Annotated in this window: 12 protein-coding genes; 5 read left to right on the forward strand and 7 right to left on the reverse strand. The window is 42.3% G+C overall.

The window, feature by feature from the left end; translation table 11 throughout:
• Positions 1–71 precede the first annotated feature (71 nt).
• The 4 genes from ACYUCY_RS04450 to ACYUCY_RS04465 form a co-directional block, all read right to left on the reverse strand.
• Entirely contained in the window at positions 72–1,055 is a 984-nt protein-coding gene (locus ACYUCY_RS04450) for a hypothetical protein (RefSeq protein ID WP_460225258.1), read from the reverse strand.
• Between the two features lie 155 nt (positions 1,056–1,210).
• Positions 1,211–1,990, reverse strand: a complete 780-nt coding sequence (locus ACYUCY_RS04455; RefSeq protein ID WP_460225259.1) for a DUF547 domain-containing protein — start codon at positions 1,988–1,990, stop codon at positions 1,211–1,213.
• A gap of 36 nt (positions 1,991–2,026) precedes the next feature.
• Positions 2,027–3,439 (reverse strand): radical SAM protein, encoded by a 1,413-nt coding sequence (locus ACYUCY_RS04460; protein WP_460225260.1) that lies wholly within the window; start codon positions 3,437–3,439, stop codon positions 2,027–2,029.
• 38 nt (positions 3,440–3,477) lie between these two features.
• Complete coding sequence (locus tag ACYUCY_RS04465; RefSeq protein WP_460225261.1) at positions 3,478–4,107, reverse strand: chalcone isomerase family protein; 630 nt, start codon at positions 4,105–4,107, stop codon at positions 3,478–3,480.
• Positions 4,108–4,221: 114 nt separating this feature from the next.
• On the opposite strand from ACYUCY_RS04465, the gene ACYUCY_RS04470 reads away from it, so the two are divergent.
• Both ACYUCY_RS04470 and ACYUCY_RS04475 read left to right on the forward strand, forming a co-directional pair.
• The gene (locus tag ACYUCY_RS04470) at positions 4,222–4,677 is read left to right on the forward strand and encodes a MauE/DoxX family redox-associated membrane protein (protein ID WP_460225262.1); all 456 of its coding nucleotides are present in this window, start codon (positions 4,222–4,224) and stop codon (positions 4,675–4,677) included.
• Positions 4,678–4,944: 267 nt separating this feature from the next.
• Entirely contained in the window at positions 4,945–7,770 is a 2,826-nt protein-coding gene (locus ACYUCY_RS04475) for a M16 family metallopeptidase (RefSeq protein WP_460225263.1), read from the forward strand.
• Positions 7,771–7,841: 71 nt separating this feature from the next.
• On the opposite strand, the gene ACYUCY_RS04480 is transcribed toward ACYUCY_RS04475, so the two are convergent.
• Positions 7,842–10,133, reverse strand: coding sequence for a M3 family metallopeptidase (locus ACYUCY_RS04480; RefSeq protein WP_460225264.1), 2,292 nt, complete (start codon positions 10,131–10,133; stop codon positions 7,842–7,844).
• A 401-nt stretch (positions 10,134–10,534) separates the two neighbouring features.
• On the opposite strand from ACYUCY_RS04480, the gene ACYUCY_RS04485 reads away from it, so the two are divergent.
• Positions 10,535–12,205, forward strand: coding sequence for an MFS transporter (locus ACYUCY_RS04485; protein ID WP_460225265.1), 1,671 nt, complete (start codon positions 10,535–10,537; stop codon positions 12,203–12,205).
• 164 nt (positions 12,206–12,369) lie between these two features.
• Positions 12,370–12,738, forward strand: a complete 369-nt coding sequence (locus ACYUCY_RS04490) for a zinc ribbon domain-containing protein (protein WP_460225266.1) — start codon at positions 12,370–12,372, stop codon at positions 12,736–12,738.
• A 53-nt stretch (positions 12,739–12,791) separates the two neighbouring features.
• Here the strand turns inward: ACYUCY_RS04490 and ACYUCY_RS04495 are convergent, their stop codons facing one another.
• A complete protein-coding gene (locus ACYUCY_RS04495; protein WP_460225267.1) occupies positions 12,792–13,202 on the reverse strand; it encodes a DUF1330 domain-containing protein in 411 nt (136 codons plus the stop codon).
• 211 nt (positions 13,203–13,413) lie between these two features.
• Between ACYUCY_RS04495 and ACYUCY_RS04500 the strand changes: the two genes are divergently transcribed.
• On the forward strand, positions 13,414–13,806 hold the full coding sequence (locus ACYUCY_RS04500; RefSeq protein WP_460225268.1) for a VOC family protein: 393 nt from the start codon (positions 13,414–13,416) through the stop codon (positions 13,804–13,806).
• Between the two features lie 726 nt (positions 13,807–14,532).
• Here the strand turns inward: ACYUCY_RS04500 and ACYUCY_RS04505 are convergent.
• Positions 14,533–17,946: a tetratricopeptide repeat protein gene (locus tag ACYUCY_RS04505; protein WP_460225269.1), complete on the reverse strand. Its 3,414-nt coding sequence runs from the start codon at positions 17,944–17,946 to the stop codon at positions 14,533–14,535.
• Between the last annotated feature and the right edge of the window lie 790 nt (positions 17,947–18,736).

Raw genomic sequence — 18,736 nt, forward strand, 5'->3', positions numbered from 1 at the left:
ATGAAGAAATACCGCAACCTAGGTGCGGTATTTCTTAGGTCTATTTATACAATGTGCTTGTTGAAAATTTACTAATTTTTTTCTTCGCGCCTTGCTCCTTGTAAAATTCCCACCATGCCGATATTGCCTTCGTGGCAAGCATATTCGTAGACCGAATCAGAAACCGTATTGAGGCTCATTTCGCCACGCCAAGCTTGTGTGTAATATTCTGAGTCTTCAACAATAAATTCATAAAAAATTTGTTGTTCAGAGTATCGAGTAAAACGTTCGGTAACTTTCCCCTTTTCAGACATCATCACCGGGCCGGTTTGTGCTTGTTCAGTTCGCCAATTCGTTGTTTCAACCACTAGCGTGTCACCTTCCCACCAGCCTATTGAATTGCCTAGCCAGCGCTGCACTCCACTATATTTGTGTCGCATTGGGTCTTTCGGGTCGACAAGTGTAACGATGCGTGCATCGTGCACCATCTCTACGAGAATCATTACATGATTCGGTGTTTGTACAATTTGGTAGGTGTTGTTGTATAAAGTGTTCAACATTGGTGGCCCACCAGTGCCGCCAAAACCAATTAAGCAGCGCTCTCCGAGCGAGCGAACTTCTGGCCCTGCTGCTTCATTTCTGTTGCCCATTCTAGGAGGCGGACGCTTATTGCTTCGGGGGATTCTGCCGTCGCTGGGCTCGACAATCCAGGAGCTTCTTCGCGTGCCTTTAACCAATCCAAACTCTTTACCGGGGTCAATCCAAAACGCGTTGTATCCACGGCCCTGGCCTAAGTCTTTGCCGTCTAGTAAACCGTCTTCAGGGTTTAAGCCATCATCGGTGTTTTGTCTAACGACTTGGGGGTGAGCGTTAGTCAGTTCATCAACATTTTCCGATTCAATAATTAATTTAGAATATTCAGAGCCGCGTTGTAGGCGGGTGATAGAGGTGTTACTCCAAGTACCTTGCAAACTTGGTTTGCCGTCGGCCATACGAGGGGGCTTGTAATCCGCAGCCTGTAAACAGGAGGCAAATATCAGAAGGAAGAGAGCGCTATAGCGTAAAACCGTTTTCATGATGATCGCGAAACCCCGCATTATTATTAGGTGTATTTCGGCAACAGCGAAAATTAGAATTGCTGATTTTCAAGATCGCTTACTTTACTGCGCAGCAGAAGGCCGAACAAGCATTGTTCGGCTGCTTTACAAAACTTGAAGGCGCGATCTTAAAATTAGGGGCTGGTTTGGTTGATTGTCCAATCATAAGGAATGAATTTCACTTTGTAGTCGAGGGGGATATCCTTGCTGACATACTGATTTGCATAGCTGATTAGACTGTCCGCTTGAGTGAGAAATTCATCGCGATAAAATTTGAGTATCTCTGAAAAATAGACGGTTTTATTGTCGTGATCTATACGGATTTTCGAAGGGTCCGCGAAAAAATCGATGGTCGCTTGATGCAAGGTATCACCTAAGCCTTCGGCTTGAATAGGCGTGCGGGGTAATATTGGGCAGCCGATAGACATGCAGTTCAAAATAAAATGCACTCTTGGATCTCCCAGCTCACGAATTTTTTCTTCATAAGCATAAAGCGATTGTATTTCACCGGCGATTTTGTAACGTTTTAGATAAAAAAAGTTTACCTTTTTTAAACCGGCATTGGTTCTAGGTATACCTAGCTTAATGACGCCGTACATTGCCACCGCGTTATAGGCATTAATATGATGAGCCATTTTAGTGTTTGCGTTGGGAAATAATTCTAAGTCAGATTCTGGGTCTACTATTGAAACGTAATGAACGTAATGATTTAGTTGTTCAGGTTTTTTGCTGAGCCCGATAAAGTCAATTTGACCGCGATCATTAACGTAATCTTGTAGAACTTGAGACCAGCTATCGATGGGGTCATTAGTTGTGCTTGCGTTGAATGTCGACAATTCCGGTGTCTGAATCGTCGAACAGCCCACCAGTGATATACCACACATCAAAAATATAATTTTTAAAAACCTAAACATGTTTAATTCCTAATCAAGAGGGTGACTAACTCGCTGTTAACTTGTTACCGCTACCTTGGATAAATTTTGCTTCTGTTCAAGCAAGGTTTTTCTGGAGCGACCTTTTAATCGTTTCAAGTGATGGCGTAAAGGATCAGCTTCAACGGCGTCTTTATTAGTTTTATCAAGTTCTCCCGTCAAAGGTTGCCAGTATAGAATTTGTTCTTCGCGAATAACTTCTACGGGTTGCAAAATGTAATCATCACGCTTAGCGTTTAACAAGCACATTGAAATGGGGCCGTCACGCGTTATAGTTTGAAAAGTGCAAGCTTCGATCCGATCGCTTTCCAAATGGCAGGCATCCATAAAGTTATGAATAAAAAACGATAATCGATTAACTTTTCCTTTTGCTTTGATGATGTCAAATTTTCCTTTCCAGACCATCCTCGCAGCATAAGCTAATCCCGAAAAAATATGAGAGGGGTTTTTAGATAGCCAGAGATAAAGATTCACAAAGGCATTCGACGAAGAGTAGTCTGCCCAATCTGCCTCCGGTGATGAAATGATATGTTCGACAAATTCACTATCATCTAAGGCGTTGTACAGTTTGCCATTCACCTCAAAACACATACCATATTTATTACATTTCGTATGGCCAATTGGAGAAGCGTCGAAATTAACTTCAAGCCCAGCCCCCTTGTTGATTTGCGCTCGCACGGAATCTTGAGAAATAATAATATCCCGCTCTCTTTCAACCCCTCTTCCTGTGTCCGCCTGCAATTGAAAAGAAACTGTGCGAACAACATCGGCGTTCTTTATATAGAATTGGACAAGTTCGGGGATTGCATGAAAGCTTTCTCGCGTAACAGTGAAATTAAAAAACACTGATATCCCCAAGCCTCTGGCATTCTCAATATATTTTTGACGAATCTCATTCAACTCTGTTTCGCTGTTATAGCCTTTTCGCTCCTGTGTCATATCAACGTGTAGTGCAATATCAACCAAGCCGGCAGCCGCAAGCTCCTCCATGTAAGGACGCGTTGCTTTGATGCCGTTGGTGAACAGTGTTGGACGCATCCCTTTGTCGCGAACTTGCCGTACGATCTGCATGAGTTCGTCCTTTTTTCTTAAGGTTGGATCTCCCCCGGTAATTTGTACTGCTGTACCTTTCCCGTAGTGGCTGTAAATCAAATCAATACGACGAAAAATCTCATCTAAGGGTAAATCCTTAACGGCTTCTGAGTTTTCAGATAAATAACAACACGTACAATCTAGATTGCATCGCTGGGTAATTTCTAAAGCAACACAGCCGATACTGAATCGGTTGCCGAGCTGTTGTCGTTTGCTGTACTGACCGACTTTTTTAAGGCGGTCTCGTGCGAATTCAAAAGGGTTATAGTTTTCGTCGGGCATCGATGCAGGTTTTATAGCTTCGATTTCTTGTTTTGACATGTATTCCGTTGCAGACACTTAACTTCCCCTTTTAAATGGTTTTTTATTAGCTTTAACTATTTAGCGTTGAGTAAATTATGTTTTAATCTTTTTGTTGGTGGTTTGTCGCCAATCCACGTTGATAATAATAATCGAGAGAAAGCTGCGTTATTAATACGCGCTAGTGATTCGTCGTTAATTAAGATTTCTACAGAATCGGAAAAAAATCGATAATCGTATTCGTCGTCCGGTTTTGCATCAATTACTGAATTCATAAATTGATCAATACTTTGTTGGTGAGCGCTACAATCTCTTTCTGGGCAATTCTCCTCAAAGTAGTAGACCCAAGCTTCACGCATGTCGTCCTGATCTATACTTCGCAGGTATTGCATTTTGATTTGTTTGCTTTTTTCGCTACGTAGAATATCGATATCAACGCTTGAGGGGGACTCAAGGTATAACGCGGCGACATATATTTTTGTTCTGAGTAGCCCATAGCTACGTGTTCCCACGCCATTAAGTTGCAAATCTATTGAAACATTTTTTTCTGTATTGACAATGCGGCTTGTTTCAGAAAATTCCACACCGTGTAACTGTGCAGAGCTTACATTCACTGAAAAACTTATCGCGCTCAATAATAGAGAGTAGATGGCTAGAACTTTGAAGTACTGATTAGGACTAAGTTGTGTATGAGCCTTAGCTGTCATTAATAATTCCAAATTCATAGAGTTTGAGTTCCATTAAAATGTATACGTAGCTTATTCAGCTTTGGTTGTTGAGAATTTTAAAAAAAATAAAATAATTTCGTTCAGGCAAACCCCATGAAAGTCTTATCTATTCGTTCTCAAAAAATTTTATTCTCACTATTACGATGGTTTTTTATTGTTCTGCTGTTAACAAGCGCAATTGGTAAGTTGCTTGATATCGTTGGCTTCGCTGCCGTCATTGCAACCTACCAGTTTGGAATTCCCTCCGCCGCGTTACAGTTTCTAGCCTTGGGCCTAGCCCTGTTTGAATTATTTTTGGGTTTATCCGTGTTAGCTGGTCGGCATCTGCGGCTTTGTGTTGCGTTGATTATCCTAATGCATATTGGCTATCTCGCGATCGCCATCGTGACCAACCTGCGTGGCATTGCTTTAGAGAATTGCGGCTGCTTTGGTGTCTTTTTCGCGAGGCCAATGACTTGGGTTACGGTAGTGGAGGATGGAATCTTGGTACTGATGAGTTGGATGTTGTTCTATCTGCTGTGTCAGCGATCACTTCTCACTAGAGCTTAGTTAACGCAAAGGCTATTGAGTGGTTAAAAAACCAACAATATCGGGTGCAGCAGAGCTCATGTAGTAGAACTTATACCTATATATAGAAACAAGACGACGGTTGATGGTGTCCAAAGCGGTGACGCGTGAGGCCTCGACAGGATTCCCTTTAAAGTGAATAATTGGCCAATAAAAAATTCAGGTAGCGCTACAAGCCGTACTTTAATCAACTATTATCTTTTAGCCTTCCGCAAACAAAATTAGCAACGGTATAACCGGAGAATAAACATGAATCGCATAATCGCGACATTTGTTATCAGTTTGATTTTGGTTTCTTGTTCGAAGTCTTCAATAGAGCAAGTAGAGCAAGTTAGCGCGAGCGACGGCGAGATCGTCATTCCCTACACTAAATACCGTTTGCAGAATGGGCTCACCGTAATTTTGCACGAAGATAATTCTGATCCTCTGGTTCATGTTGATGTCACCTACCATGTTGGTTCGGCGCGAGAAGAAGCGCGACGCTCAGGCTTTGCCCATTTTTTTGAGCATATGATGTTTCAGGGTTCAAAAAATGTTGCCGATGAAGAACATTTCAAAATTATTACCGAAGCTGGTGGTACCCTGAACGGAACGACTAATAGTGATCGTACTAACTATTTTGAAACCGTACCTAGCAACAGTTTAGAAACTATGTTGTGGCTTGAAGCGGATCGCATGGGGTTTTTATTAGAGGCGGTAACGCAACAAAAATTTGAAGTTCAACGTTCGACAGTAAAGAACGAGCGTGGGCAAAATGTTGAGAATCGTCCTTATGGGCGCTTCAACGAAGTGAATAGCGCTGCACTGTATCCGGCTGGGCATCCCTATTCTTGGCCGGTGATTGGTTATCCCGAAGATTTGGATGCGGCAACGGTAGAAGATTTAAAACATTTCTTTTTGCGTTGGTATGGCCCGAACAATGCCACCTTAACGATCGGTGGAAATATCAATAAAAAAGAAGCCTTGGCTTTGGTTGAAAAATATTTTGGTAGTATCCCGAGAGGCCCGGAAGTTATCGATGATCAACAAGCCGCAGTTTCATTAAACAGTGATCGTTACGTTTCATATGTCGATAAAAATATTCGCTTTCCTGCACTACTCTTCACCTTTCCCACGGTTCCCTACGATCACCCCGACCGCGTTGCGCTCGATTGTTTAGCACAGATAATTGGCGATGGTCGAAAGTCGTACTTGTACAAACAATTTGTTCTGACACAAAAAGCTATTCAGGCGAGTTCGTTTAATGATTCTTCCGAACTTGCAGGTTCGGTTACGTTTTTCGTATTGCCTTTTCCAGGGACTTCTCTAAGTCAGTTCGAAGGAGAAATGCGGCAGTTATTAGCGGATTTTAATGAAGATTCAATTACCGATGATGACATACAAATTTTTAAAGCGGGTCGTGAAGCAGGTTTAGTCCGGGCATTGACCAGTGTTCGAGGCAAGGTTACGCAACTTGCGTTTTACGAAACTTTTTTGGAAAACCCAAATAATATTAAAAATGAATTAGCGGCTGTGAAAAAACTGACTAAAGAAGATGTCGCGCGAGTATTCAACACCTATATCAAAGATAAAGCGTCCATTGTGCAGAGTGTTGTTCCAGAAAATGATCCAGAAGGACAAGCAAAACCGGATAACTTTACGATACCCGATCGTCTAGAACGAGATGAATCGGCAACGTCTGATTTGGAGCCGCGTTTGGCTGTTGATGACTTCGATCGTTCTGTGCGTCCCGTACCCGGCCCCACACCATTAGTCCCCGTCCCTGATTTTTGGCAAGCTAAGTTAGAATCTGGTGTGCAGGTAATTGGAACGGAAACTAAAGAAGTACCGATGGTGACAATACAATTGGATTTTGATGGCGGCCACTTGCTAAATGAAGCCTCCCATTACGGCCTCGCAAGTCTCACGGCTTCGATGATGAATGAAGGTACAAGTACCAAGACCGCAGAAGAATTCGAAATCGAGTTGCAAAAATTGGGTAGTCGGATTTCCGTTGGCTCTGGCAGAGAAGGCACCGGTATAACAATGGTGAGCTTGAGCGATCGTTTAGATGAGACTTTGGCTCTGTTAGAAGAGCGATTATTTAATTCCAAGTTTACGGAAGAAGATCTCAATCGAATTCGACAACAGGAAATTGAGAACTTAGAAGCCAATAAAAAACAACCCAGCTCAATTGCCGCGGATGTTTATAGTAAGTTACTTTATGGTGAAGGGCACAGTTTCTCGGTTTCCTCTACTGGAACTAAAGAAACCTTAGAGGGAATTACCTTAGCAGATATTGAAGCATTCAGCGAAAATAGTTTGTTTACCGATGCCTTACAAATCGTAGTTGTTGGTGATATCGACCAACAGCAAGCATTAAAAAAACTTGAGTTTATTAATCAATTGCCGAAAACCGGTTTGGTTGCAAAGGTGCAGCCGGCGGTCCCTCAGCGCGATGAAACTGTATTTTATTTTGTTGATAAGCCAGGGGCGGAGCAGTCTGAAATTCGTATCGGTTACATGACCGACTTACCGTATGATGCTACTGGCGAATATTTTAAACGCTATTTAACAAACTATATTTTGGGTGGTGCGTTTAATAGTCGGATTAATTTAAATCTACGTGAAGACAAAGGTTATACCTATGGCGCTCGCAGTGGTTTTTCTGGCAACAAAATGCCCGGACCATTTACTGCATCTGCCAGCGTTAAAAAAGAGAATACTGCTGATTCCGTCGTAGAGTTTCTTCGTGAGATCGCTGAATACCGAGAAGCTGGAATTACCACTGAAGAGTTAGACTTCGTGCGTTCTGCAATTGGCCAGCGTGACGCCTTGCGCTATGAAACACCAGGGCAGAAAGCTGGCTTCCTTGGTAGGATAATCGAATACGGCTTGCCTAAAAATTATGTTGAGCAGCAAGCGAGAATAATTAACACCATTACGGAAGAAGAGGTTAATAATTTAGCGAAACAACATTTTCCCTTGGAGAAAATGATGATTCTTGTAGTTGGTGATAAAACTGTTACCTTCGAAAGTCTACGAGATTTGGGTTATGAAATAATTGAATTAGATGCAGAAGGTAATCCAGTATAATTTTTTCTAAAAGCCAAATAAAAAGGCTAAGCGAATCAGCTTAGCCTTTTTATTTTTCGGATTGTAAAAATTTACTGCTGATTAAGTCCTCGTCTTTTTAGCAGTGGTTCTACATTGGGTTCGGCGCCTCGAAAATTTTTGAATAAGCTCATTGCTTCATCGCTACCTCCACGGGACAACAAAGTTTCGCGAAAGTGATCGCCATTTTCTCGTTTCAATCCACCGTTCTCTTTAAACCACTCAACGGTATCTGCGTCGAGGACTTCGCTCCAAATATAAGAATAGTATCCCGCGCTATAACCTCCCATAATGTGTGAGAAATAGGTGCTTCGGTAGCGGGGTGGAATAGCTTCCATATAAACCCCAGTATCTTTTAAAGCTTTCTCTTCGAAAGCCAATACACCCTCTGCGTCGGGAACTTGCTCTGGTGTCAGTTGATGCCACACTTGATCCAACAATGAGGCGGCGAGATATTCCGTGGTTGCGAAACCTTGGTTAAATATTTGTGTCGCCAATACCTTATCTAATAATTCCGTTGGCATGGCTTCGCCAGTTTCATAATGCAAAGCATAATTTTTTAGTACTTGTGGCCAAACCGCCCACATCTCGTTGACTTGAGATGGGTACTCGACAAAATCTCGTGGTACGGATGTGCCTGCAAATAGAGGGTATTTCACGTTTGAAAACATACCATGCAAGGCATGACCAAATTCATGGAACATAGTTGTGACTTCGTCGAAAGTGAGTAAAGTTGGATCACCCTCTGATGGCTTGGGTATATTTAAATGATTTGCGACCACAGATTTAGTACCCATTAAATGTGATTGTGATACATACTCATTCATCCATGCGCCGCCGCGTTTCGATGGGCGCGCATAAAAATCCGCGATAAATATCGCTAATTGTGTTCCGTCTTTATCGAAAACATCAAATACACGTACGTCTTCTTGATAAACAGGTAAATCAGTTCGCTCTTTAAAGCTGATACCAAACAACTGATTCGCCGCATAAAAAACACCGTTGTTAAGTACGCTGTCTAACTCAAAGTAGGGGCGTAATTGGGAATCATCAAAGTTATAACGATCTTGGCGAACTTTTTCTGTGTAGTAGGCCCAGTCCCAAGACGCAACTTCAAAGTCTTCTCCATCCGCTTTGATCATCGCTTGAATGTCCGCTGCTTCACGACGTGCATTGGCAACCGCCGGTTTAGTTAAATCGGCAAGGCGTTTATTCACCGCTTCGCGATTTTGTGCGGTTTGATTTTCCAAAATGAAATCGGCGTGGGTGTCATAACCTAAAAGTTGAGCGCGCTCGGCTCTAAGTTTAACCATCCGGCTTAAAATTTCGCGATTATCAAAATCGCCACCGCTACTACCGCGAGATAAAGATGTTCGGTGAATTCTTTCTCGTAAGGCGCGGTTTTCAAGAACGGATAAAGCAGGCTGACCACTGGTGTTTAACAAAGGCAATACATACTTACCTTTTATGCTCGCATCGCCATTTTCAGAATTCGCAAGAGCGTTAGCTTCATCAGCAGCAGCTTGAATTTCGCTGTCGGATAAACCCGCTAATTCGTCTTTGGTATCGACCACAATTGCTAGACGATTTACTTCTTTCAAAACATTTTGGCTAAAGCGAGTATTCAAGGTCGCCATTTCCGTATTGATTACTTTTAATTTTTCTTTATCTGCATCAGAGAGCTTGGCACCGGCGCGAACAAAATTCTTGTAAGTTCTATCGATTAAACGCAGGGTTTCGCCATCAGTTTCGGGAGCGCCATCAGCTTCGTAGTTATTCTTTAGGGTTTCAATTCGCGCAAACAAATCTCCATTAAGTAAAATTTTATCGTTGTGCGCAGAAAGTTTTGGCGCCATTGTAGAGCGAATATCTTCTAAGTCATCATTCGTGTGTGCGGAAGTTAAACTATAAAAAACACTGGCGACACGATTCAGCATTTGCCCTGATTTTTGTAAGGGGACTAGTGTATTTTCAACGGTCGGTGCAGAACTTTGCTTGGCAATCGCATCAATTTCTTCTAATTCTATTTCCATGCCTCGTTCAAACGCTGGAATATAATGATCGCTAGTGATTTTATCGAAAGGTGGGTACTGAAAATCTAATGTGCTCTCGCTATAAAAAGGATTGTCCGCGCTCATTGCAGTTGCCATGTTGTTTTGTTCTGAGTTATCTAATACAGGGGGACTTATTGCGGGTGTGGATGTCTCTACAGCTGGGGCATCAAGGCCAGTCACTTCATGTTCGTCCACTGGCGGCGGTGAACATGCGCTGATACCAATAGTGCTAATACTGATGATACCTGCGGTCAAAAAAGTCTTGGTCAATTTTTCGTGCTTGATTCTCATGATACTGAAGCCTCCAGTGGATTTATTTCTAAGCTTTCTAGGTGGTCTTAAATTTATATGCAAGGTTTTGGACATATCCCTCAAGGGTAGAAATACGACAAACTAAAAGGGGAATTAGTGAAGGGTAAACAATTCAGCGGAAAAATTATAGCTATTATATTCATGACCGTGATAGCTTGATGAAAACGAAAGTAATGGCTTGCGTGAATAAGGATAGATAAGCGCTGAATATTCAAGCACGAAATGCTAAAACGGAATCACTTGCAGGTCACGTGCTTCATTTCAAGGCTGCAGCTGTAGTAGTATTGGCGGCTTGTATGCGTCGCCTACAAGCCCGAATGTAAGTCATTATGTTTGGCATCGATAAGTCATAAAAAAGAAAACAATAAAGAAGACTCAATATGAATGATACAAATGCAGTTGATCCCGGTAGTAACTCGCCAGCAAAAGATATTGATACATCACATAAGCGCGTTATTTTCGCTGCTTCCCTCGGGACGGTTTTTGAGTGGTATGATTTTTATTTATATGGGTCCTTAGCAGCGATCATCGGCGCCAAGTTTTTTGCCGGCGTGAACGATACCACCGCATTTATATTTGCTTTGATGGCTTTTGCTGCTGGCTTCGCGGTTCGACCATTTGGGGCCTTAGTGTTTGGACGGTTAGGCGATATGGTGGGCCGTAAATTCACCTTCCTTGTCACCATTCTCATCATGGGTTTATCTACCGCGATGGTTGGCTTCTTGCCAAGTTATGAAACTATTGGCGTTGCCGCACCCATAATTCTTATCGTATTGCGTTTATTGCAGGGTTTGGCGCTGGGTGGAGAATACGGCGGCGCTGCGATTTATGTGGCAGAACACGCACCTGATAACAAGCGCGGCTTTTACACCAGTTGGATTCAAACCACGGCGACACTGGGTTTATTTTTATCTTTGTTGGTGATTCTTGGTTGTCGCTACATTATGGGCGATGCGTTTGACGATTGGGGTTGGCGAATCCCGTTTTGGGTTTCATTAATCTTGTTAGGTGTTTCAGTTTATATTCGTTTGCAGTTAAATGAATCGCCCGTGTTTCAACAAATGCGTGATGAAGGAAAAGTATCTAAAGCGCCGCTTACGGATTCTTTTGCACGCTGGTCAAATTTAAAAACCGTATTGTTAGCGTTGTTTGGCGGTACTGCAGGTCAGGCGGTTGTTTGGTACACCGGACAGTTTTATGCGCTGTTTTTTTTAACGCGGATGTTAAAAATTGAAGATCAAGCGGCGAATTTATTGATCGCCGCTGCACTTATTATTGGAACGCCGTTCTTTATTGTTTTTGGTGCCTTGTCTGATAAAATTGGCCGCAAGCCGATAATCATGTCAGGATGTTTAATAGCGGCAGTTTGCTACTTCCCAATTTTCACGGCTCTTACTCATTACGCCAATCCCGATATTGAAGCGGCCAGTACTAACAACCCCATCGTCGTTATTGCTGATCCAGCGACTTGTAGTTTCCAATTCGATCCTGTTGGTAAAAAAACGTTTACCAGTTCTTGTGATGTTGCGAAAGGCCGTTTGGCTAATCTAGGCGTCCCGTATGCGAATGAGGCGCAGGAAAATATTGTTGCCGCTGTGCGTATTGGTGATCGTGTTATCCCCAGTTTTGAAGGTGCTAACTTACCGGCAGAGGAATTTAAAAAACAAAGCGAGTCTTTTAAAGCCTTAATTGAAGCAACCTTAGAAGATTCTGGTTACGCAGCAAAAGCGGACACTGCAAAAATAAATTACCCAATGGTTATTTTATTGCTTTCTATATTGGTAATTCTTGTCACCATGGTTTACGGCCCTATTGCTGCGTGGTTAGTGGAATTATTTCCTTCCCGTATTCGCTATACCTCGATGTCTTTGCCTTACCACATCGGCAACGGTTGGTTCGGTGGTTTCCTTCCTACCGTTTCTTTCGGCCTCGTTGCTTGGACGGGTGACATCTACTATGGACTTTGGTATCCGATTCTTATCGCCGTAATGACTTTTGTTATTGGCGGACTATTTTTGAAAGAGACCAGCGGTAAGCCTTTGGAGCATTGATTTTTTGAAAAGATTTTTGAAGAACATTAATTGGTAAGCGAATAGGGAAAATGCGTCGTATGTCTTCATATAGTCACTGTCTTTAGTGCAAACACTTATTTGCCGATGTGAGCAGATAACTCGCTTTTCCGCTGTTCGGAATGTTAACTCTACCAAGGATCAGCATGCTAGAAACTATTTGGGAAATATTTCAATTTAGAAAAATGAGTTCGACTGAATACAAGGCGGATAAGGCTGGGGTAATGTCTCATGCTAATCTTGAAGGTATTCGCCATGTGAGTTCGCAAATAGAGAATTTAATTTTGGCAAATCAAGCGATGTGGGAATTATTAAGCGAAAAACATGGGCTTACAGAAAATGATTTGCTTCAAAAAATGAATGAGGTAGATCTTAGAGATGGTAAGCAAGATGGAAAAATAACCAAGAAACGAATTACCGCATGCTCGGATTGTGGGCACAAAATTACCAAACAGCGTCAGAATTGTTATTGGTGCGGTTCTGTATTGGTGACAGGCAGTTTGTTTGCTAAATAAATTTTTTGCAAACCGAAGTGGATCGACCTTCGTCAATATTGGCTACTGGGGTGTTAGGACATAGTCGCCAAGTCTTCTTTGGGAAATAGTGTGAACTCTGAGATAGCGCCATCAATCCGAAGCTGTCGAAGTGGCTGATAAGCTGGATCGTCGAAGAAGCCTAATGCTGCATCGCGGCTTGGGAACTCGATAAGAATCACGTTGGTGGGCAGTGATCGATCTCCTTCAATTTTTTCCATATTGATACTGCGGCTTAAGGCGCGTCCACCGTGTGCGTCGATAAAAGAGTTAATTTTGCTCGTGTATTCTTTAACCCAATCGAATTGTTTTAGAAAGATTTCACCATAGGCATAATAAACCACTGCTGACTCCCGATTTTCACTGAACTTGATTGCAGGATCTTGGCATATTTCAAAAGCATCGTCTGGCTGTTTTCGGACGCGATAACTATACGTTTTGTGCATGCGATAAGGTCGAACGCACAAGTTGTTTTTAATGGTAAAAAAAATCCTGTATAAGCCTGGCTCTGCTACTATTTTCCAAATACCCACGTTTAGTTAGTTTTCAGAATCTAGTGCTCAGAACTACAAGCTTTCCAATAGCCAAACATAAATTAATTATCCTAAGCAACGATTGTTGAATAGAAAAAATCAAACGAACTAAGGAAAAAAGAGAATGTTGAATCATGTCATGCTAGGTACTAACGATATTGAGCGGTCGAAACGGTTTTATGATGCCGTCCTCGGTAGTTTGGGAGCAGGAGAGCCAACGCGGCATGTTGCAGATTCGGGCCACTGCCGACTCTTTTACAGACACGACGGCAGCACTTTTTGCGTCAGCGAGCCTATCAATGATGAAGATGCAACATTTGCCAACGGCGGTACCATTGGTTTCAAATGCCATTCGCCAGAACAAGTCCAGACATTTCACGATGTTGCTGTGGCGCATGGCGGACAATCTATTGAAGCTCCACCGGGTTTGCGTGAGGGTAAGCTAGGGTCTATGTATCTTGCCTACGTTCGCGATCCCGATGGTCATAAGCTTTGTGCGATTTATCGCGTTAAGTAGTTGTGCCGTAGTTTAATTTTAGCTGGAATCGCATAGGGAACATTTTTAATAATCAAGATTTTAGTATTCGCAGGGATCTAAAATTCCTGTTGATTAGTATTGTTTTATTTACGTTGGTTTGAAGCACAGTCACCGGATGTGTTGACGTAAGTAACGCAAAAGAATTTTCTAGCTTGGTAGGAAAAAATTCCGGGTAAGTGTGGATTCTTATATTTGCGACGTTAATGCCCGCCTAGTTATGGAAAAGAAGTGGACTACTATGTTGTTGGTCTAACAAATCCTACCTGCGATGGCCCGGAGTCAATTCCTCGGACAGTTCTGCCAAACGATGTGATATTTACCGTCACTTCAGTTTTGGAGTGCTCAAATTCCCTAACGTTTGGCACCTTATTAGAAAAGTTAGCGTGCAACTAAGTGGGTATAGTACGGAGCAGAATTTACCTATTAGTAAAAGCAGGAGCGAAGAGCCACTCGCTATCTAAAAATCAGGCCTAAGAAAATAAATAAAATGCCCAAGCTTATGTGTTGATTAAATTCGTTTCAATTACCGAATTGCTAGCGATAAATACAATTTTAGCTAAATCACGAGCTACTGTTTTTGACACAATTCGCAATATCCTCTTCCCAATCGGCTCGTCGATGTTTCCCGAACCCAGAACTCACGAAACTCCAAGCGATTTTTTACGCGTGAGGCGTGGTTAAAAATATCGTCTTAGATTCTGGTCACTAAGCACCAATCTCATTTGTTTCGGTGGATGAATCTTTTAGTACAAATGGATTGTGCGTTTCCCACCAGATTGCTGCCTCCTTTCGTATGTCTTCAGGGACATCAGATAGCCACTCAGAGTGTCTGTCCAGATAGGTTGCAAAGGCTGAGGCTCGAACTCTAGACTCCCTGTCTACGCTGTACTTTGCTTCGAAGGCATAAGCCCAAGAAGATTGAGGTATGATCTTTTGGTGTTGCTTTGACCAGATCAGGGCTTGGTCAATAAATCTTTTGTCGCCCGATTTGTTATAAATCCATTCGCAAATTTCGACAAGCTGATACCAATCTTCAATTGGGCGGCTATCTTCGGGCAAATTAGCCAGCGCAAGTTTCAAGTTATTTATCGATTCATCGTAATTTTTTAAGTGGGCATTTATGACCGCACTAATCAAATTGGAGTCGAATGCACGAAATCTTGAATGAGACTGACTAATTATTTTCAAAATATCGGGCAACTTCTCAATGTCTTCTTCTCTAGATATCGCCATAAAAATGTAACTTATGATAAAACGATCGTCCAGCGGGAGATATTGAATATCTTTTCCGCGTGACGAAGGAAACATTGCTGAATCCGTGTCAATTTTATATCTAAAATATCGTGCGAGAAAGTCAACATAATTTTTTGAACTTGCTTGGTCAACTTTTTCTACGTTATCAAAAATAAATTGACTCACAATATTGTCAAAGTGGAAGCCTTGGCGATTAGCTCGCTTCATTGCCATTTTGCTGCGCATTGTAGACTCAATTATATTTTCAGTTTCACCTTCGCTGACTATCTCTCGGTCTGTTTCTGCCTGCGAAAATAAATACGTAAAGATCGTACGCACATTTTTATATCCAGACGCCTGGTTCTTGTAAATTTCGGCCCAAGAATTAATTTCACTATAAGACATACCACGAATTCTTTGCCCAATAAAAACAGACGACCATATTTGTGGGCCAATATTCCGAGCATTAAGTGCTTCGAACCCTGCTTCAGCATTTTCGTGCTGTCCAACAAGGTATAAGGCTGTAAGATAATTTCTATAACCATCGGGACTGCCGTAACGAACGCCATACTGGTAAGCAAATGCCATGTATGAAGAAAAATCAAGATCCCTCAGTGCTAGCCGCTGACCAGCTAAATATTCGCTTCCTGAACCCGTGTTCTGGGATAAAGCGATCTCATACAAATTGTATGAAAGTTGGTATTGACCAAGACGATAGAGACTCCATGCCGCCGACCGCGCATCATGACTAATCCCCACTTTGTTTTCGCCAGTGTCATAGTTAAATGGTGGATATTGCATATATACGTCATACGCGCCATTAAAGTCTCCATCTTTAATTAAGAGCCTAGCGAGACTTTGATAAGTGGTCCACTGTGTGCTCTTATTGGCTATATCATTTTTTAATAGCTCAATAGCTTTCTCTCTTTGACCAGTCTCTAAATAAGCCGATATTTCCAGAGCATTTTTTTGTGGGTTGCCTTCATAACGACCTTCGAGAACGCTAAGGACCGCCTCAGCTCCACTAGTTCTGAAAAGTGTCGGTATGCAGGCTGTACTTGAATTAGAATACAGCCAACTGTTTGCGCAACCTCTACTGCTATTCAAATTTGAGCCTATAAAGTCTGTTGGAAAATCAGCTACAAGTATACCGTTTGACGGTATGTTTAGATTAAATTTTCCGGAACCTTCTGCTACCCCATCCAATAAATTTTTCAGCGAAACAAGGTCTGATCCTGCATTGTCAAAATGCTTATTATCTTTTGCTAAAAACTCGATTAATTGAACGCCGCTCTCGATTAATCGTTTGCGATCGGTCCCCGTTTTTAGTTTAGAGAGTTGCAATAGAGTCTCTGCCTTTAACGCCGAAAATTTTGTGTGGCCGGATAATCTTAATTCTCTCTCATCAATGTAGTCTTTGGCAGACTCATAATTAGCTTGCATGTCCACAATTTTTGATAATACTTTTAGCTCATTGGCAAGCGCTAAGTTTTCATAAAATACAAATACATCCCGTTCTTCAATTTGAGATCGGGAATTCATGCAGCATGACATTTCCATGCCGTCAATGTACTCGCCAATTTTGTCGAATAATAACTTGTCAATTTCTGAGTCCTTTGGCGATCCGCCAATTACGTACATTTTTTGAAACTCGTTTTGAATCGCCTCATCAAACGGTGGGAGTAGACCGGTGATTGCTGGGAAAAGGTAACGGTTTGGCCGTGTCAGCCAGGGATCGTCATCGGTTCCTGCATGGTAAAGCAACGCTGTCCAATTCGTTGGGAGTGCAAGATCTGAGCGTATGTCGATGGGACCCTGCTCATACTGGATGCCTAGATTAGAGAACTCCATAAAGGACAAGCTATACAGCAACTGATTTTCGATTTTGGGTAGATGGGTTATTCCGGTGGTATAGTTTCCGTCTAAATATTCGCGGAGTGCCAATTCCTCACTGGAGGTAGCAGCGAGTAACAGTTCGCGGGCAATGGGGCGCCTTTTTAGGTGGAACAAGGCGCGCGCCATTAACAAGTTATAATATTTAGAGTCACTATCTATTTTATTCAACGCGAGAATAGAACGTTCGAATAAGCGGTCGCGCTCGTAGTCCAGAATATTCGGCGTCAACATCGCAAAAAGCTGAAGATATACTGCTTGATCCAAGGGAGAGTCCGACTCCTGAATTTCTGACAAGGTCGCTGGTAAAAATTTTTGAAGACTATTTTCTATTTGTTTTTCGGAATCTTTTATCTTCGAGTCAAAAATTTTTGCGACGATTTCCGATGAAACTTCCTCCGCTCGCAACTCCATATACAAATCTGGCTTGCCTAAAGAACTTAACGAAGGATCGTATGGGCCTAGATCAAACCTTCCCTGCTTTTCAATATTACCTACCGCATCGGTTAAGAAAACCGCAAGAGAAATTTTTGGAACTCGACGGTGGCAATTCTCAGTAAAGGATCTGGGTGAAACATATTGCTGAAGAACTTTCGCGTCGAGACTTTCAGCCAGCGCTTGGACGTCAGCATCTTTGAATCGCCACGAGCGATCGCCCAACATGCGAAGAGCAAGTTCTGGCGGTAACACTCTAAGGCCAGTCTGAGCTTCAATTTTCCACGCTAAATCATTGGCTGCTAGCAATCTTGCCGAGCGGTCAAAAGCGCCCTGAGTCTCTTGCGGCGGCAAGACTATGAGATCGTATTTGGTGTTCGCAATATTTGCTGTTACGTGACGAGTCTCCGGCCCACTCCATGACGACGTGTTCGACGATGGCTGATCAAAATCGTCCCAAAGGGGAAATTTACATCCTGTTAATGCCGACCGGAATTCTTGAATGGTCTCTGGCGAATCGATCTGCGCAGTGATTCGCTGAGCTTCTATATTGTCCATCAGGCTCCGATATGAACTGCTGTTTAAATAGATTACAACCGCCCCTACTAGTACGAGAATAAGCGCAACTGTTCGCCCGTTTTTTTTGCTAATTTCCATGATTGTTGATGCTCCTGAAGGGGTTTACCGCAATGTAAGTTTGGTTGTTGGGTACAGCTTGGTTTAAGCGGTCTTGCGACCTCGATATAAATTGGTGCGAATGGAGAGATAGATTCAGCTTTTATACTTTCGAAAAATACATGTTAGGTGTTCCGCATCTAGAAAATCCTGCAAATGAAAAATAAGATTCCGAATGTAGTCGATAACTAAGGCCAAGTATCGATGTCCATGCCACCAAAATTATAAAATGAAAATTATTATCCGATTAAAAACAAGAGACTACATTAAATTAAGATCTCTGGTATACGATAACTCAACGGCAACTGTTAGTTCTATAATTTCGTGGCTAGTTTGACACTTCGTAGCACGCTTAAATTTTTTCTGGTCAGACCCAAAGCTGTTACGGATGTTATGTCTCGCCCATTTGTATTACCCAAGGTAAGTAGCAGTAAAGAGTCGCCGGACGGATATTTGAGTTCGCCATGAACTCCAAACTGGTAAGAAATAAGTCTAACGGTTTTGAGGTCAAATGGCCAAGTCATCCCATCGTCGCTTTAAGCCACTGAACAGAGGTTTTTCAGTATCGCCAACATTTCATGCCTTTAAGTGATAACGCACTTCTGCAAATCGGTTGAATAAGGTGACACATCATCCGCTGGCTGCGTTAGTAATTTATACGATAAAAAAAATT

It is taken from the genome of Aurantivibrio infirmus, from assembly GCF_054767315.1.

What these genes read in the sequence shown, in the direction of transcription:
- ACYUCY_RS04450 (WP_460225258.1), bottom strand. Translation starts at nt 1,055, where the DNA reads ATGAAAACGGTTTTACGCTATAGCGCTCTCTTCCTTCTGATATTTGCC.
- ACYUCY_RS04455 (WP_460225259.1), bottom strand. Translation starts at nt 1,990, where the DNA reads ATGTTTAGGTTTTTAAAAATTATATTTTTGATGTGTGGTATATCACTG.
- ACYUCY_RS04465 (WP_460225261.1), bottom strand. Translation starts at nt 4,107, where the DNA reads ATGACAGCTAAGGCTCATACACAACTTAGTCCTAATCAGTACTTCAAA.
- ACYUCY_RS04470 (WP_460225262.1), top strand. Translation starts at nt 4,222, where the DNA reads ATGAAAGTCTTATCTATTCGTTCTCAAAAAATTTTATTCTCACTATTA.
- ACYUCY_RS04475 (WP_460225263.1), top strand. Translation starts at nt 4,945, where the DNA reads ATGAATCGCATAATCGCGACATTTGTTATCAGTTTGATTTTGGTTTCT.
- ACYUCY_RS04480 (WP_460225264.1), bottom strand. Translation starts at nt 10,133, where the DNA reads ATGAGAATCAAGCACGAAAAATTGACCAAGACTTTTTTGACCGCAGGT.
- ACYUCY_RS04485 (WP_460225265.1), top strand. Translation starts at nt 10,535, where the DNA reads ATGAATGATACAAATGCAGTTGATCCCGGTAGTAACTCGCCAGCAAAA.
- ACYUCY_RS04490 (WP_460225266.1), top strand. Translation starts at nt 12,370, where the DNA reads ATGCTAGAAACTATTTGGGAAATATTTCAATTTAGAAAAATGAGTTCG.
- ACYUCY_RS04495 (WP_460225267.1), bottom strand. Translation starts at nt 13,202, where the DNA reads ATGCACAAAACGTATAGTTATCGCGTCCGAAAACAGCCAGACGATGCT.
- ACYUCY_RS04500 (WP_460225268.1), top strand. Translation starts at nt 13,414, where the DNA reads ATGTTGAATCATGTCATGCTAGGTACTAACGATATTGAGCGGTCGAAA.
- ACYUCY_RS04505 (WP_460225269.1), bottom strand. Translation starts at nt 17,946, where the DNA reads ATGGACAATATAGAAGCTCAGCGAATCACTGCGCAGATCGATTCGCCA.